Origin of the sequence: Reinekea forsetii (assembly GCF_002795845.1) — a bacterium.
GTDB classification, from domain to species: Bacteria; Pseudomonadota; Gammaproteobacteria; order Pseudomonadales; family Natronospirillaceae; genus Reinekea; species Reinekea forsetii.
Window position 1 is genome coordinate 626,508 of the sequence record NZ_CP011797.1, and the last position, 16,291, is coordinate 642,798.

At 55.0% G+C, this 16,291-nt stretch carries 11 protein-coding genes; 8 read left to right on the plus strand and 3 right to left on the minus strand.

Annotation, left to right across the window (positions count from 1 at the left end):
* Nucleotides 1–24: 24 nt before the first annotated feature.
* The 4 genes from REIFOR_RS02970 (at nt 25) to REIFOR_RS02985 (ending at nt 4,175) form a co-directional block, all read left to right on the plus strand.
* Nucleotides 25–924 (plus strand): sugar phosphate isomerase/epimerase family protein, encoded by a 900-nt coding sequence (locus REIFOR_RS02970; protein WP_100256144.1) that lies wholly within the window; start codon nt 25–27, stop codon nt 922–924.
* A 110-nt stretch (nt 925–1,034) separates the two neighbouring features.
* Nucleotides 1,035–2,207, plus strand: a complete 1,173-nt coding sequence (locus tag REIFOR_RS02975; protein ID WP_100256145.1) for a Gfo/Idh/MocA family protein — start codon at nt 1,035–1,037, stop codon at nt 2,205–2,207.
* Nucleotides 2,208–2,228: 21 nt separating this feature from the next.
* On the plus strand, nt 2,229–3,170 hold the full coding sequence (locus REIFOR_RS02980; RefSeq protein WP_100256146.1) for a sugar phosphate isomerase/epimerase family protein: 942 nt from the start codon (nt 2,229–2,231) through the stop codon (nt 3,168–3,170).
* 63 nt (nt 3,171–3,233) lie between these two features.
* Nucleotides 3,234–4,175 (plus strand): TIM barrel protein, encoded by a 942-nt coding sequence (locus tag REIFOR_RS02985; protein WP_100256147.1) that lies wholly within the window; start codon nt 3,234–3,236, stop codon nt 4,173–4,175.
* A gap of 70 nt (nt 4,176–4,245) precedes the next feature.
* On the opposite strand, the gene REIFOR_RS02990 is transcribed toward REIFOR_RS02985, so the two are convergent.
* Nucleotides 4,246–4,455: a cold-shock protein gene (locus REIFOR_RS02990; protein WP_100256148.1), complete on the minus strand. Its 210-nt coding sequence runs from the start codon at nt 4,453–4,455 to the stop codon at nt 4,246–4,248.
* A gap of 804 nt (nt 4,456–5,259) precedes the next feature.
* Between REIFOR_RS02990 and REIFOR_RS02995 the strand changes: the two genes are divergently transcribed.
* Nucleotides 5,260–6,522 (plus strand): TIGR03862 family flavoprotein, encoded by a 1,263-nt coding sequence (locus REIFOR_RS02995; protein WP_100256149.1) that lies wholly within the window; start codon nt 5,260–5,262, stop codon nt 6,520–6,522.
* A 16-nt stretch (nt 6,523–6,538) separates the two neighbouring features.
* Here the strand turns inward: REIFOR_RS02995 and REIFOR_RS03000 are convergent, their stop codons facing one another.
* Nucleotides 6,539–7,021, minus strand: a complete 483-nt coding sequence (locus tag REIFOR_RS03000) for a GNAT family N-acetyltransferase (RefSeq protein WP_158524272.1) — start codon at nt 7,019–7,021, stop codon at nt 6,539–6,541.
* Between the two features lie 648 nt (nt 7,022–7,669).
* Here REIFOR_RS03000 and REIFOR_RS03005 point away from each other — a divergent pair.
* Nucleotides 7,670–11,521 carry a S8 family serine peptidase gene (locus tag REIFOR_RS03005; protein ID WP_100256151.1) on the plus strand — a complete coding sequence of 1,284 codons (3,852 nt, stop codon included), beginning with the start codon at nt 7,670–7,672 and terminating at the stop codon, nt 11,519–11,521.
* Between the two features lie 116 nt (nt 11,522–11,637).
* Here REIFOR_RS03005 and REIFOR_RS03010 read toward each other — a convergent pair whose 3' ends face one another.
* On the minus strand, nt 11,638–13,134 hold the full coding sequence (locus tag REIFOR_RS03010) for an aldehyde dehydrogenase (RefSeq protein ID WP_100256152.1): 1,497 nt from the start codon (nt 13,132–13,134) through the stop codon (nt 11,638–11,640).
* A gap of 241 nt (nt 13,135–13,375) precedes the next feature.
* Between REIFOR_RS03010 and REIFOR_RS03015 the strand changes: the two genes are divergently transcribed.
* Nucleotides 13,376–14,692 (plus strand): omega-aminotransferase AptA, encoded by a 1,317-nt coding sequence (locus tag REIFOR_RS03015; protein ID WP_100256153.1) that lies wholly within the window; start codon nt 13,376–13,378, stop codon nt 14,690–14,692.
* 192 nt (nt 14,693–14,884) lie between these two features.
* Nucleotides 14,885–16,171, plus strand: coding sequence for an NAD(P)/FAD-dependent oxidoreductase (locus REIFOR_RS03020; protein ID WP_100256154.1), 1,287 nt, complete (start codon nt 14,885–14,887; stop codon nt 16,169–16,171).
* Nucleotides 16,172–16,291: the final 120 nt, after the last annotated feature.

The window sequence follows — 16,291 nt, forward strand, 5'->3', positions numbered from 1 at the left end:
ACCCCTTGTATTTGGAGGCCGCAAATGAAAATTGCCCTTGATCCCTTTATGCACCGACACCTGAGCCTCGAACAGTTGCCATCGAAAGTCGCCGAACTGGGTTATGACTGGATGGAGCTGAGCCCGCGCGGCGATTTTTTGGAATGGTTTAAGGCCCCGAGGGTCTTTCCGGACCGGCTGCGGTCCTTTAAAAAGGCCTTGTCCTCGGCCAATGTCGGCGTTGCTTCACTGCTGCCGATGTACCGCTGGGCATCCAATGATGAGGTCGAGCGCAGTGCCGCAGTGCGGCATTGGAAGCGCGCGATCGAGATCGCCGTGGAACTGGGCGTGGACACCTTGAATTCGGAATTCGGTCGCGGTCCGCACCCGGATAAGGGCAGCTGTTACAGCTGCCACACCGGATCGTTGATGGAAACCTGTGAAGATGCTTGGTGGCGTTCGATGGAAGAGCTGGTGCCGGTGCTGGAGCGCGAGGGCATTAACCTGCACATCGAACCGCACCCGGAAGACTGGGTCGAAACTCTGCAGCCCTCGGTTGATCTGATTCGCACCGTCAACTCGGCCAATGTGAAGTTCCTTTACTGCACGCCGCATACCTTTTATTTCGGCGATGACACCGTTGCCATGCTGCGCGAGTGTGCCGATGTGTTGGCCCATGTGCACATTGCCGATACCTTTAACCATAAGGCCAGTTCCGGTTTGCGTTACATCATCAATCCGCCCGGTTCAACGGCACGGGTGCACCAGCATCTGAACATGGGTCAGGGCGAGGTGCCTTGGGACGACTTCTATCGCACGCTGGCCGAAATCGGCTTCGACGGCATTATGACCGCCTGCGTCTTTGCCTGGGAAGAAAAGGCCGATCAAAGCGGCCGTTTTATGCGCAGCGAAATGCAGCGTTACATCGATAAGTACGCCCAGTAGGTAGCCGTGAATAGGGTGCCTTCGGGCACGGCCTGAGCCATGCCTGCTAATGTCAGGTTCGTCCGGGTGAGACAGATTTATCAAATAAATTATTTTTTGGAGCACAGATTATGATTAACGGCGAAAAAACAACGGGCCAAGCCCTGCGTTGGGGCATGGTCGGAGGCGGTCGGACCGGGCAGGTGGGTTATAAACATCGCACCGGCGCCCAGCGCGATGGCACCTATCAGTTGCTGGCGGGCGCCTTTGATCTGGATGCGGAACAGGGGCGTGATTTTGGCCGCAACCTTGGCGTGGCAGAGGAGCGCTGTTATGCGACCTACCAGGAACTGATTGCATCCGAATCGCAACGCGCGGATGGCGTGGAGGTAGTCTCGGTAGCAACCCCGAATTTCAGCCATTATGAAATCACCCGGGCATTGCTGCAGGCCGGCATTCATGTGGTCTGCGAAAAGCCCCTGTTTTTTACCGTGGCCGAATGCGTGGAGATTAAAAAGTTGGCCGAGGAGAAAGGCCTGATCGTCGGCGTGACCTATGGCTTCACCGGTCATCCGCTGGTGCATCAGATGGCCGCTATGGTGGCCAAAGGCATGTTGGGTGATATCCGGTTGATCGATCTGCAATACACCCATGGCTTCAATGCCGGGGACGATAGCGATGCTTCCGAGGCCGTGAAATGGCGCACCAATCCAAAAACCTCCGGTCCGACCTTCGTCTTGGGCGATATTGGCACCCATCTGTATTACCTCAGCGAAGTGGTCTTGCCGGAACTCAAGATTGAAAAGCTGCTCTGCGACCGGAAGTCCTTTATTGCCAGTCGAGAACCGTTGGAAGATCACGCCACGGTGCTGATGCATTACCACAACGGTGCCCGCGGACGCCTATGGGTCACGTCGGTCAATGCCGGCAACATGGGCTCGCAGCGCTATCGGTTTGTGGGCTCGAAGGCGTCAGTGGAATGGTCCGATGCCCACCCCGATCAATTGTCTTATGAGATCCAGGGTGAACCCATTCGCATCTTGCATCACGGCATGCCCTACCTAGAAGCGGAAAGCCTCGCCCTCGATCGCATGGGTGCTTTGCACACCGAAGGCCTGGGTGACAGCTGGGCTAATATTTATCTGTGGATTGCCCAGGCCATTCGAGCGCAGCAACGCGCTGATCAGGTCTTTTTGGCTGGGCATCACTGTCCCGGTATCGACGCTGGAACCGAAGGGGTGCGTTGGTTGGAGAATTGCGTGCGCTCGGCCGATGCCGACGCCAGCTGGGTTGAATATACATAAGACTAACTTGGGAACACCACTATGAGATTATCAATTTGTACCGATGCGATGTCCGATTTGTCCTTTACCGATATGCTCGATAAATGCGTCAAGTTGGGTGTTGAAGGACTGGAAATGACTGGCGGAGGTTGGTCGCGCGCGCCGCACTTTCGCGCCGATGAACTGCTCAAAGACAAGGGTCTGTTAAATCGTAAGCTGAAGGAAATTGCGGCGCGCGGCTTGGAAATTGCGGCGCTGAACTGTTCTGCTAATGCGCTTGACCCCGGCCTAATGGGTCAACGTCATCGGCTCGAAATGGAACAAACCATTCGCCTGGCGGGTGACATTGGGGTGAAAAAAATTGTCACCATGTCCGGCCTGCCGGAGGCCGCGCCCGGCGACTCGGTGCCCAACTGGCTGGTTTACACCAAAAGCTGGCCGGACGAGATGCCCGAGCGGGACCGCTATCAATGGCAAGATCGAGCCTTTCCACTCTGGCATGAACTGGTCAAACTCGCGACCGAGGTGGGCGTGGAAAAAATCGCCCTGGAAAACTTCTCGGCCATGCTGGTCTGGAATCCAGAAACCCTGTTCAGGTTGCGCAACGAGGTGGGTCCGATGGTGGGTATGAACCTGGATCCGAGCCATCTGTTCTGGATGGGTGCGGACCCGATTGCCGGGGCCCGAGCCTTGGGTGATGCCATCCACCATGTGCACGGCAAGGATACCCGGATTGAGCGGGGTATGGCCGATGTCAATGGCTTGCTGGAGTTGCGCGACGTCACCGACGTGGCCAATCGAGCCTGGAATTATGTCGCTGTCGGGGCTGGACATGATCTGCAGTGGTGGAAGGAGTTTTTCTCTGTGGTCGGGATGCAGGGCTACAACGATTGGGTCTCGCTAGAAATGGAAGATTTCACAATGTCGACCAATGCCGGCATCCAGTCGTCTATCGACGCTTTGCAGGCGAGCATCCTCAGGTAACACTGTTGCCCGGCACAGCCGAAAGCCTGTGCCGGACTATTTATGTTTAAGGCTTGAAGTACCATGAAGCAATCACCAAGCAGCCCCATGACACTGACCTGTGCCCCCTGTTGCTGGGGCGTCGATGATGTCAACAATCCGCATCTGCCGGCCTGGCGTCAAGTCTTGACCGAGGCAGCGCAAGCCGGTTTTGGCGGATTGGAATTGGGACCCTATGGTTATATGCCCCGGGACGTCGATTTGCTCACCGCAGAGCTTCGGCACAGCGGTCTGTTTATTGTCGCGGGGACAATCTTCGATGATTTGGTCAGTCTCGGCAATCGACAGAATTTGCTCGAGCAAACGGATGCGATTTGCGCGCTCATCCGTCAATTGCCCACGCCGCCGGCCAGCCCGGGTCAGCGTTACGGCGGACCTTATTTGACCGTAATGGATTGGGGGCATGATGAACGTGACTTTAATGCCGGCCATAGCGCCCGAGCGCCGCGCTTAGCGCCGGAGCAGTGGCATAACATGGTCAGTAATATTCGCGCCATCGCTGCCTTGGCGCAAGACAAATACGCAATCCGCACCGTTATACATCCACATGCGGGTGGTTACATCGAATTTGCCGATGAGTTGCACCGCATTGTCAGTGATATCGACAATGACACGGCGGGATTGTGCCTGGACACCGGCCATCTGATGTACGCCGGGATGGATCCGGTTGCGACCTTGCAACGCTATTGGTCTCGGGTCGATTACATCCACTTCAAGGACATCAATCAGACTATTTTTCAACAGGTCCTGGGCAAATCTATACGTTTTTTCGATGCCTGCGCTGAAGGGGTGATGTGTCCAATCGGGCAAGGCAATATTGACTATCCGGCGATTCACACCTTGCTGCGGGAAAAGGCTTATGCGGGCTTTATCACCATTGAACAGGAGCGCGATCCGCGTAACACGGCCTCGGTGCTGGACGATCTCACTTGGTCAAAAAACTACCTGGCCAAGATAGGCTTTTAGTTAGCCCACAACAAAAAGGGCAAAGCCGTTGGCTTTACCCTTAGATTAATCGCGACCCTTAGGTCAACAATTAGATAGCAGTGATGTTTTCTGCTTGTGGGCCTTTCTGGCCTTGAGTTACTACGAACTCAACTTTCTGGCCTTCAGCCAAAGTCTTGAAACCTGAACCTTCAATAGCGCTGAAGTGTGCGAAAACGTCTGGGCCATTTTCTTGCTCGATGAAACCAAAACCTTTAGTTTCGTTGAACCATTTAACTGTGCCAGTAGTTTTGTTAGACATGATATGTGTATCCTGAAAAATATATTATTTGCGCCTGTAAAGGCTTCGATAGCTGAAAAATCGACTGGAACTTAAAAACTTCAGGACGATGACTTACAAAAGCAACGTATTGGAGCAGTTAAAATTTAGACTTTCTTTCTTGCTGAGCGGAATTATAGGCATTCTAGAACCGGTGTCAATGGCAGCTGCGGAATATATTGCCATTAGTTCGCTCCGGCCCACTTTTTTAACGAGTTTTTGACCTTTTGGGCAGCATAAGACAGATCACTGCTGGCCTTAGCCGGGTCGCGTTTAACACGCCGTTAAACCTCGAAGATTAAATAATTGGCTTATTTTTCAATGGCTTAGATGTTACTTATCGAGGCGACCGGGTAGCCGTCGGCAGGGCCCTGATGCGACTGAGACCCTGCCGGTGGCCAGAAATCAATGCTGGTTCGGTTGGCGATGCGCAAGAAAATATTTTTTCCGTGCTGCTTTTAAGCAGCCCAGAGCAGTAATATCACCGATGCCAGCGCACCAGGATGCCGATCCAGCTCATAGGTTGTTACCCCTAGTCGAACTCGGCGATAGTAGAGGTCAGCAGAAAATTGCGCCAATGAATAATCCGACCCCAGTAAAGTCCCAACTTTTATCGATATCGTCCTGAGACAGCTCGCCGAGCCAATGCTATTGTGTGTGCCGAGTCGGATTGTCCGGCCAACCCGACCCCCGGAAGTACTCTATGCTCCTGTCGCTCCGTCCTTATTTGTCGCCATTCCGGTTGATGTTTGCTCTGTGGGCCTCGGTCCACATAAGACACTTAGCATGAGCGTGGCCCAGTCTGCAGTCCAGGCCATCGTTATAGGCGCCGGTCCGGCGGGTTTGATGGCCGCCGAACAATTGGTCCAGGCTGGCATGTCGGTGGCCGTTTACGATGCGATGCCCTCGGTCGGCCGCAAGTTATTGCGGGCGGGCATCGGTGGGCTGAATCTTACCCATGCTGAAAATAAAGCCGATTTCATAAGTCGTTTCGGCCAGCAGACCGAAAAGGTCGAGGCCTGGTTGCAGGAATTCGACGCCGACGCGCTGCGTTCTTGGGCCGCCGACCTGGGCATAGAGACCTTTGTCGGCAGTTCTGGCCGAGTTTTCCCAACCGCTAAGAAGGCTGCACCGCTATTGCGTGCCTGGCTGCATCGACTGCGTGTTGGCGGGGCACAATTTCATGTGCGCCACCGCTGGACCGGCTGGGATGATCAGGGCCGACTGCTGTTTAGCCACGCGGATGGCCCATTAGCGGTCACGGCGCCGGTGATTATTTACGCCTTTGGTGGCGGCAGTTGGGCGCGCCTTGGCTCAGATGGCCAATGGCGCAGTCAGTTTACCCAACGGGGCATCCAATGTGCGCCGTTCCGGCCCAGTAACGGCGGCTTCCGTTACGACTGGAGCGACGGCTTTCGCGCCGATCAAGCGGGCCAGCCGTTGAAGTCGGTGGCCCTATCGGTCACCTCGGTCGAGGGCATCGGTTGGCGCAAAAAGGGCGATGCGGTTATTGCCGGGGAAGGTCTGGAGGGCAGTCTTATCTATGCGGCGTCCGCAGCCATCCGTGACCAGATTGAGCAGCAGGGCAGTTGTACTGTTTACTGGGATTTGTTTCCCGACCAGAGCGCGGCGCATTTGGCCCAGGTGCTCAGTCGTCGCCGAGCGGGTGACTCGCTGAGCAATGTTTTGCGTCGGCAACTCAAACTGACGGGTGTAAAGCTAGCGCTATTGAAAGAGCTCAGCAGTAAAGAGCAAATGGGCCGAATAGATGAGCTGCCGAGACTACTCAAGGCGCTCCCGCATCATTTAACCGCCTGTCGAGATATCGATGAGGCAATCAGTACCGCCGGCGGGGTTGAGTTCGCTGAACTCACTGAAGGTCTGATGTTGCGTCAGCTGCCGGGTCAGTTTTGCGTCGGTGAGATGCTTGATTGGGAAGCACCCACCGGCGGCTACCTGCTAACCGCCTGTTATGCCAGCGGGGTAGTCGCCGGCCGTGCTGCGCGCGACTATTTACGTCAACAGTCGCTGCCCTCAATTATCCCCTAACCCGCGGTCACCCAGCTCAGAGTGTCTTCGCCATGTTGAGGCCTGTAATATTGAATCCGACGGCTTGATACAAAGCCAAGGCCCGGGTGTTTTCGAAGGCTACTCTCAGCTTAAGTTGCGTCACGCCTTGGTGCTTTAATTTCCGTTCTAAGGCGTCAATAGCCGCTCGACCCAAACCTTTATTGCGCAGCTCCGAGAAGATAACGAAGTCATTAATAAATACGGTATGAGTTTTTTCAGTGTCGGTGAGCCAAAAATATCCGATCTGCTGTGCAGATCTATTCTGTTTGGTGTCGCCATCGATCTCGATGCTGAGTAAGTGATGGCCCGGCTGGGCCTTGCCGGCCGGAAAACTCTCTGCTAACGCGGTTTCGGCTTGCACCAATGCCTGAGCCAATGGCACTCTAAAGTTAAGCGAAATTTCTTGGCCATAGTCGGCAATAAAGTAACGTCGATAGTCGTCAAACTGCGCGGCGTTTAGCGGCTGAAACTTGATCATTATGCGCATATCCACCCTGGTCTATTTACACTCATTAGCCTTTAGGATTTTGTCGCCCATTCGTCGCAGCGACCAACCCGTAGCACTGGCAAGAAACATTTTCCTCGAAACAAACGGCACAAGAATCCTGACCGCTCTAAGCCATGAGTATTGGTTGCTCTTGCGCCGATGTTACGAATCAATTTGATAAAGATTCTAACCGAAATAACCTAGGTCGTTTGATATTTTCACTCCAAGCGAGCCAAGGTGGTTTACTTATTCCCAGGGGGTACTCGGTGGAATTGTAGCCGGGCGGGAACTGACGGTTGCCGCAAAGGTCACGTGCGAGTTCTGATGACAAGCACGCCCCAAAAATTCGATGATAATCCTCGCGCCTATGCGCTTATTGGCCTGCCAAAGGATTGGCTGTGCAATATGAATCCTTTACAGGGATTCCTGTGGCCTATCGAACGGAGGTTGGTTACATACTATTTTTTTGCCTTACCAATTTGTCATATCAGTTCTAGGCCGCAGCCTTATAATAGTAACTTGCTGAAATTTAGAGGGATGTTGCATTAGGGAATCCTCTAAAGAGAGTCGTTCATTAGCTCAATTTATTTATAGGTCTACCGAATAGGGTGGCCTATAAAAAGGAGGAAGGAGGTTATTATGTTAGTTAATAAATTATCTTTAGGGCATTTTCTTTTATCGGTTTTTGGTTTGCTTGCATCGGTCTCAATCGGCGCACAAACCACCATTGTGTCAGACCAGGGGGCGCTGACAAGCGACAATCTGGTCGCGCTGGATATCGCCGCACCCGATCGCTCGGCACAGTGGGAGGCTAACCAACTTATAGTAAAATTCAAGGGTAGCGCTCCTTTCGCCGCGGCAGCCAACCGCGCCGGTCCGGTCAGCCCAGCGTCCAGCCCATCCGTCGCGGGCGAACTATTGGCCCAACATCAAGCCCGAGTGCTGGACCAATTTAAGCTGAATTCGATCGACTCTGCGTTGCCCGACGGACTGCCGGTTGCCGTACGACTGGCCGCCTCGTCAATCGAAGAGCGAGTGTATTTATTGGAGGTCGACAGCGCCGATGTGAATCCTTTAGCTCAAGCGCTTCAAGCCAGCGGCGAGGTTGAATACGCTGAACCCAATTATCTCTACTATGTGACCATGACCCCCAATGACCCCCTTTACGATAACGGTAATAATCCAGCTTTATGGGGTTTAAACGCCATTCATGCCAATCAGGCTTGGGACCAAACCAGTGGTGCTGGCGCCATTGTGGCGGTGATCGATACGGGTTTGTATCTGGATCATCCCGACATTCGCGACAATGTTTGGCTCAATGTTGATGAAATCGCCAACAATGGTATTGATGACGATCGCAACGGTAAGGTCGATGACACCCACGGTTGGGATTTTGCCAACTCAGACAATTCGCCCAGCGATGGTTATGGTCATGGCACTCATGTGTCCGGCACCATTGCGGCAACCGGTAACAACGGCGTCGGTATTATCGGGGTCGCCCATGGCGCCAAAATCATGCCGTTAAAAGCGCTGCGTGACGATGGTGGCGGCTCGGCCTTCAATATTGCCCTAGCGATCAATTATGCAGCCGATAATCGAGCCGATGTTATCAATATGAGTCTTGCTGGCCAGGGGTTTTCCAGTACGCTCGAGCAGGCGGTCACACGCGCTCTGGTTATGGATGTGGTAGTGATTGCCGCCGCTGGCAACAACATGATCAACTCACAGTATCTCTACCCGGCTAATATACCCGGTCTGATCAGTGTGGGCTCGGTGGCCAATGTGACCGGCGCCTTGCCGACCCTATCCACCTTTTCGAACACTGGTCCCGACATCGATTTGGTGGCGCCGGGCAGTAATATCTTGTCATTAAAAAATGATGGTGGATATAAAACCTCGAGCGGAACCTCCATGGCGGCACCCCACGTCGCCGGACTCGCCGCGCTGATTCGCGCGAAATATCCTGATCTAACACCGGCTCAAGTACGCGCCTTATTGGTCAGCACCACCACCGACCTGACCAGTAGCGGCGGCCTGCCGGGTTGGGACGATATATACGGTCACGGACTGATTAACGCGCAGGCAGCCCTGCAGGCCAGCCCAGAGCGTATCACCGCAGCCCCCTTTATCTTCAGCCCCGCTATTAATCTGCCGGCCGGGGAGAGCATTCAATTGAATGGTCCGGTGGTTATACAGGGCTCAACGGTCGGCGTAATGGGCTCACATATCGGTCATTATGAAATAGCCGTGGCTAAAAAAGAGAGCGAAGCGCTGCAATTCGAGACCATCTTTACGGCCGAAGACAGCGTAATACGGGGCAATTTAGGCACTTGGGACACCACGGCCTTCAGTAACGGCACCTATCTAGTGCGCCTGCGCGTCGTCGATCAGGCCGGTCTGCAGGCCGATGTATATCAGCGCGTGTATCTGGACAATACCCTCGCCAATGGTTGGCCCGCTCTGGTGTCGGGCTGGTTAGGTCATCCGGCGGGCAGCACCGAGGGTAGAGTTCCAGCCAGAACACCGGCGCTGATCGATCTCGATGGCAATGGCGATTTAGAGATACTGACCGTTCAAAACGACCGAGGATGGCACCGAAATGTCTTTGCTTGGCACCACGACGGATCGCGCTTCGGATCCTATGCATTTGCCAGCCCGGAGGTCACTGAAATAGTCACCCCGATCACCCTAGCCGATGTCGATGGGGATACTCAGGACGACATAATCTTTGGCGCGCGTCAGGTGTCAGTCGGCGGTATGGATTCGATTTTTGCCTATAACCTAGAGGGGCAATTGTTACCCGGCTTCCCGGCGGGCTGGTCGGGTGATCGCTATCCGAACCTGACCACGGTAACTACCCTTTATGATCGCGTCGTCGCGGCCGACCTTAATGGCGATGGTAAGAGCGAGTTGATTGTGCAGAAGCTTGACTGGAACAATGGTGGTGCGACCCATTACACCTGGAAGGTAATGGTGATCGGTCCAGACGGCGCCATCACTCAGGGTTGGCCGAAAGAGGTGTTCTTTGCCAACCTTTCGCAATTGTATGCCAATGCGGGCGGAACCGGAGCCCTGCGCCAACTGGTGGTTGCCGACTGGAATTATGATGGCCTGCTCGATGTCATCGCAATTTGGCCCAATATAGACAGCGGTGTGCATGCCCGGGTGTTCAGTGCCAATGGTGTTGAATTAGGCCGAATCAACTTTGCGACTTCGGTACTGAACGATGTGCGGTCGCCGATTGTCGTCGATTTGGATCAGGATGGTGAAGTTGAGTATCTTGTCCATGTTGGCAATAATCTCTACGCCTACAGTATGGGTGGTGCAATCAAGTCGGGTTGGCCGGTCGCCATTGACTCCTCCACCTCGCCCTATGGCGGTGACTTCGGGATCCGGGCTACCGACTTGATTGTTTCCGACATCGACAACAGCGGTGACTTGGAATTGATCCTATCCTCTTCCGAAGAAACCATGATACTAAACAGCGATGGCTCGCTGCGTCAGCCGATCTTTATTCTAAAGCGCAATGGCGGCTTGGACTTTACGGCCCGCACCACCGATATGGATTCCATCGACGGTCAGGGCTTGTTCTATGGCGGCATGAACGCCGAGAATTCCTTGCAAGCTCGGTCGCTGGATGGCAGCTTGCTGGAGAACTGGCCCAAACAGGTTGTGCCCATCTCCGGTGGCGTGGCGATCGGCGATCTGGACCAAGACGGTCAGGCCGAAGCCGTTGCGCACTCAATGGATGGCTTTCTCTATGTCTGGCATCTTGACTCCCATAGCGCCAGCGCGCAAGCCTCCCAAAGCTGGCCGGTGTTGAACGGCAATGCCGCGCAAACCCGTGCCATCTACTCGGATTCGGTCAACTTGCCCGGCTGTGTCGCGCAATTTAACGGTTTAAATGTGCGCGGCAGTTTTAATGATTGGGGTAATACGGCCATGATATGGAACCCGAACAGCTGTGTTTGGCAGGCCAACGTGACGGCCGTTGCTGGCGCCAACTTGCGCTTTAAGTTCGACCGCTTCGGTGACTGGAGCGAGAACTATGGCGACACCAACGGCGACCGAATTGCCGAGCTGGGCGGCGGCGACATTCCGCTCGATGCCGGCGCGGGCAGCTACACCATTCGCCTCGATGACCAAAGCCTGGCCTACAGCCTGGAATCGGTTGAGTCGATGCCCAACTCAGCAGCCCTGTCATTGCGTTGCGATAACGGTTACACCGACTTTGGCACCAGCGTCTATATCGCCGGTAATCATCCGGCCTTGGGGAACTGGACGATCAAGAGCGAGCTAAAACTGGTGCCGGCCAACTACCCAAGCTGGAGCGCGACGGTAGAAAATCTGCCGGCGGGAACCGACTTCGAATGGAAGTGCGTTAAGGCCGATGAGCAGAGCCTGGCCGTGGTGCAATGGCAAGTCGGTGGCAACAATACCGCGACGACCGGCAGCGATGGCAGCGTGACCGAGACCAACGGGTCCTTTTAGCAGGCAATAGCGACCTGGGTGACATTGAAAAAAGCGCCATTCGGCGCTTTTTTTTATGCCGGATCGGCGTTTCGGATCACCTTAGCTTAACCACCTTTGGCGCTGCAGACCCGCGCTTACAGCTTGATCCAGGTGGCCTTTAGTTCGCTGTACTTATCGAAAGCATGGAGTGACTTATCCCGGCCATTGCCGCTCTGCTTATAGCCGCCGAAGGGTGCGGTCATATCACCACCATCGTATTGGTTGACCCAAACCGACCCGGCGCGCAAACCACGGGCAAAGCGATGGGCTCGGCCCAAGTTGCCGGTCCAGACGCTGGCCGCTAGGCCATAGATGGAATCATTAGCGATGCGCAGGGCCTCGGCTTCATCATGGAAACGGATCACGGCCAAGACCGGACCAAAAATTTCTTCTTGGGCAATTACCATACCGTTGGTGACGTCTTCGAAGACCGTTGGTTGCACAAACAGGCCGCCGCCGACTGGGCTTACTTGCTGGCCGCCCATCGTCAAACGAGCACCTTGCTTGCTGCCTTGTGCAATATACCGCATGACTCGCGCCAGTTGCGGTTGATCAACGATGGCGCCGACATTGGTAGATGGATCGAGCGGGTTGCCCGGTTGCCAGCCCGTAACGGCGGCACGTACCTTGGCCATAAAGGCAACGGCAATGCTCGCCTCGACCAGTAATCTCGAACCGGCGGTGCAGACTTCGCCGGCGTTGTAGCAGATCGCGGCGGCTGCGGCGATGGCTGCGGCATCGAGATCCGGCGCATCGGCAAAAACCACATTGGCTGACTTGCCACCGGCCTCAGTCCAGACCCGCTTAAGGTTGGATTCGCCAGCGTATATCATCAGTTGTTTGGCAATGGCGGTGGAGCCGGTAAACACCAACGTATCGACGTCCATATGCAGCGCCAAGGCCTTGCCAGCGGTATGGCCGTAACCGGGTAGGACGTTAAAGACGCCATCGGGAATGCCGGCTTGCTGAGCCAGGGCCGCGAGCCGAAGCGCGGTCAGGGGTGATTTTTCCGAGGGTTTCAGAATAAAGCTGTTGCCCATGGCCAGGGCCGGGGAGAATTTCCAAGCTGCCATGATCATGGGGAAGTTCCACGGCACGATTGCGGCGACGACACCGACAGCTTCTCGGGTGACCATGCCTACCTCACCGGGACCGGTGGGTGCAATTTCGTCATAAATCTTATCGACCGCTTCGGCGGTCCAACGCAGCGCGCGCACCGTGCCATTGATGTCGACGGTGCGGGAATCACCGATAGGCTTGCCCATGTCGAGCGTTTCGAGCAGAGCCAGTTCGTCGGCGTTAGCATCGATCAGGTCGGCGAACCGTAACAGGATTGTTTTTCGCGCGGCCGGTGCCAAGCCCGACCAGACGCCAGACTCAAAGGCAGCCCGTGCTGCGGCAACGGCTAAATCGGCATCAGCCTCTGTGCAAGAGGCCACCTGGCAAAGGATGCGTTGATCGATCGGTGAGACGCAGGCAAAGGTGCCCCCGTCGACGGCATCGACATACTGGCCATTAATAAAGGCGCGACCTTCCGCCACCAAGTTGTTGGCTGAAGCTTGCCAAAATTCGAGATTCTGGACATTTGCCATAAACGGGTGCTCCAATATTCGCAACGATTGAGTAGGCTGCAACATACTGCAAAAGGGTCATTAAATTCAATACAGTGCAGACAATAAAGTTTGCTCTTCGCAGCTGCTGGCATGGTTGATCGGGGATTGAGAGTCTGTCAGAGATATTTTACATAAAGGCCGACTTTTGGCTTGATGTTTTTTATTATTGACATAAAATCGGCCATATCTGTTCAATATATTAAACACTAAGGTTGCCCTTATGTCCCAGTCTCCCCGGTCCAGTCTCGATGCTTTTTGGATGCCCTTTAGCGCTAATCGTCAATTTAAAAGCAAGCCACGTATGATGGTCTCGGCCAAGGGCATGTATTACCAGTCCGATGATGGCCGACAGATTCTTGATGGTACGGCTGGCCTCTGGTGCAGCAACGCCGGGCACGGCCGCAGCGAGATCTCTGCCGCAGTGAGTCGACAGATTGACCAGCTCGACTTCGCACCCACCTTTCAGATGGGTCATCCGCTCGCCTTTGAGTTGGCCAATCGGCTGGTGGATATGAGTCCACCCGGGCTGGACCATGTGTTTTTTACCAATTCAGGCTCCGAAGCGGTCGATACGGCGCTGAAAATCGCCTTGGCCTATCACAAGGCAAAAGGGGACAGCGGTCGTACGCGCTTGATCGGACGAGAAAAGGGTTATCACGGCACCGGTTTTGGTGGTATCTCGGTCGGCGGACTAGTGAATAATAGACGTTCGTTCGGGCCCTTGTTGGCCGGTGTCGATCACCTTAAACACGCCTGGACCGCCGGCAGTGAATTCACTCAGGGTTTGCCCTTGCACGGTGCCGACCTAGCGGATGAATTAGAGGGTATGATCGCCTTACATGGCGGCGAAACGATCGCGGCGGTGATCGTCGAACCGATCGTCGGTTCCGGTGGGGTCTGGATGCCGCCGGTCGGCTATTTAGAGCGTCTGCGCGCGATCACCCAGCAGCACGGTATCGTGTTGATCTTTGACGAAGTGATTACCGGTTATGGCCGAATCGGCGATGCCTTTGCGGCAACCCGCTTTGGCGTTACCCCCGATATTATTACCTCAGCCAAGGGCTTAACCAACGGTGCCATCCCGATGGGTGCGGTCTTTGTTGCCGACTTTATGCACCAGGCCTTTATGCAGGGTCCGGAACAGATCATCGAACTGTTTCATGGCTATACCTATTCCGGTCACCCGGTCGCTGCGGCGGCGGGTCTAGCAACCCTCGATATCTACGCAGCAGAGGGTCTGTTTAATAAGGCCTATGAACTGGGCGATTATTTCCAGGCCCAGCTGCACAGTTTGGCCGAGTTTGATGTGTTGAAGGATATCCGCAACTTCGGCCTGGTGGGTGCGCTTGAATTTAAGCCCGGCGCGCAGTTCGGCGCGCGCGGTTACCAGGTATTTGAGCACTGCTTTTGGCAGGGCAATGCCTTGGTGCGCTGCACCGGCGATACCATTGCGGTGTCTCCGCCACTGATCCTCTCTAAGGAGCATATCGATGAGCTTATTGGTGCCTTACGCGCGGCCGTTAAAACGCTCTATTAAACCAGACTGGCGCAAGCTGGATGCTGTTATGCCTGCGTCGCAACGGCCTTATGGGTTAGGTGCAGAAAGATATATAGAATGTCTTTAGCCTGGCCGATGCTAAGATACCCGCCGATATTTATCACGGCCCAGCCGATCTAGGCCATGGGCCGTTCCAGCACATAACAGTCTATGTCACGACGAGGCCTAACGATGACCCAACGCACGCCCCATACCGGTTCCTATTACGCGGCTACCCGAAACGATACGCAGGAACGAGCGATTCTCAGTGACTCGATCGACGCGGATGTGTGTATCGTCGGTGCGGGCTTTACCGGTATCTCCAGTGCCCTGCATCTGGCAGAGGCCGGTTACAAGGTAGTCGTGCTAGAAGCGGCGCGCATCGGTTTCGGTGCCAGCGGGCGCAATGGTGGTCAGCTGGTCAACAGCTACAGCCGCGACCTCGACGTGATCGAAAAAAATTATGGTCCAGAATTGGCCCAAATGCTTGGCGCCATGGCCTTCGAAGGCGGTCGCATTATTCGTGAACGAATAAGCCAATACGATATTCAATGTGACTTTAAGCCGGGCGGTATCTATGCCGCCTTGAATCCCAAGCAGATGCACGCGCTGCAAGACCAAAAGGCGCTCTGGGAACGTCACGGACACAGCGGATTGACCTTGCTCGACCGGGCCGCAATCCGCGCCGAAATCGCTTCCGATGCCTATGTTGGCGGACTATTCGACCCGACCGGTGGCCATGTTCAACCGCTCAACCTGCTCTTGGGTGAGGTGGCCGCATTTGAAGGGCTGGGCGGGCAAGTCTTTGAGGACTCCAAGGTCATCGAGATCGAGCGCAGTACTCGGCCCGTGGTGAAAACCGCCCAGGGTCAGGTCACGGCCAACTATGTTTTGTTGGCTGGTAATGCCTACATGGATCAACTGGTGCCCGAATTGGCCGCCAAATCGATGCCCTGCGGTACGCAGATCGTCGCGACTGAGGTGCTCGATCCAGACGTCGCCCGATCCCTGCTGCCCAACCAATACTGTGTCGAAGACTGTAACTACAAGCTCGACTATTATCGGGTGACCGGTGACAACCGTCTGTTGTACGGCGGTGGCGTGACTTACGGCGGCGGCGACCCGGCCTCGATCGAAACCTTTATGCGCCGTCAGATGGAAACAACCTTCCCCCAGTTAAAAGGCGTTAAGTTTGATTACGCCTGGGGTGGCGACTTCCTCTTGACCATGAGTCGGCTGCCGCAGTTTGGCCGTCTGACCGACACCATCCTCTATGCGCAAGGCTACAGCGGTCACGGTGTGACGACGACGCACCTGGCCGGTCGATTGGTGTGCGAGGCGATCCAGGGGCATCCGCAACGCTTCGATGCCTTCGCCAAATTGAAACATTTTCCGTTCCCCGGGGGTCGCTTGCTGCGCACGCCCTATACTGCGCTCGGCGCGCTCTATTATGGCTTGCGCGATAAGTTCGGCCTCTAGGCTTAGGCTCTTTTTCGCGAGACGTTCTATCAGGCCTATCCAGCCTAGCCTAAGGTGGATTTTTGTCTATTTTATAACCAACCCCTATCGACATTGGGCGCACCTTTCTTTATAGTCGCC

Excerpts from the sequence above, each read along its gene's own strand:
- REIFOR_RS02970 (WP_100256144.1), top strand. The coding sequence starts at position 25 with ATGAAAATTGCCCTTGATCCCTTTATGCACCGACACCTGAGCCTCGAA.
- REIFOR_RS02975 (WP_100256145.1), top strand. The coding sequence starts at position 1,035 with ATGATTAACGGCGAAAAAACAACGGGCCAAGCCCTGCGTTGGGGCATG.
- REIFOR_RS02980 (WP_100256146.1), top strand. The coding sequence starts at position 2,229 with ATGAGATTATCAATTTGTACCGATGCGATGTCCGATTTGTCCTTTACC.
- REIFOR_RS02985 (WP_100256147.1), top strand. The coding sequence starts at position 3,234 with ATGAAGCAATCACCAAGCAGCCCCATGACACTGACCTGTGCCCCCTGT.
- REIFOR_RS02990 (WP_100256148.1), bottom strand. The coding sequence starts at position 4,455 with ATGTCTAACAAAACTACTGGCACAGTTAAATGGTTCAACGAAACTAAA.
- REIFOR_RS02995 (WP_100256149.1), top strand. The coding sequence starts at position 5,260 with ATGAGCGTGGCCCAGTCTGCAGTCCAGGCCATCGTTATAGGCGCCGGT.
- REIFOR_RS03000 (WP_158524272.1), bottom strand. The coding sequence starts at position 7,021 with ATGATCAAGTTTCAGCCGCTAAACGCCGCGCAGTTTGACGACTATCGA.
- REIFOR_RS03005 (WP_100256151.1), top strand. The coding sequence starts at position 7,670 with ATGTTAGTTAATAAATTATCTTTAGGGCATTTTCTTTTATCGGTTTTT.
- REIFOR_RS03010 (WP_100256152.1), bottom strand. The coding sequence starts at position 13,134 with ATGGCAAATGTCCAGAATCTCGAATTTTGGCAAGCTTCAGCCAACAAC.
- REIFOR_RS03015 (WP_100256153.1), top strand. The coding sequence starts at position 13,376 with ATGTCCCAGTCTCCCCGGTCCAGTCTCGATGCTTTTTGGATGCCCTTT.
- REIFOR_RS03020 (WP_100256154.1), top strand. The coding sequence starts at position 14,885 with ATGACCCAACGCACGCCCCATACCGGTTCCTATTACGCGGCTACCCGA.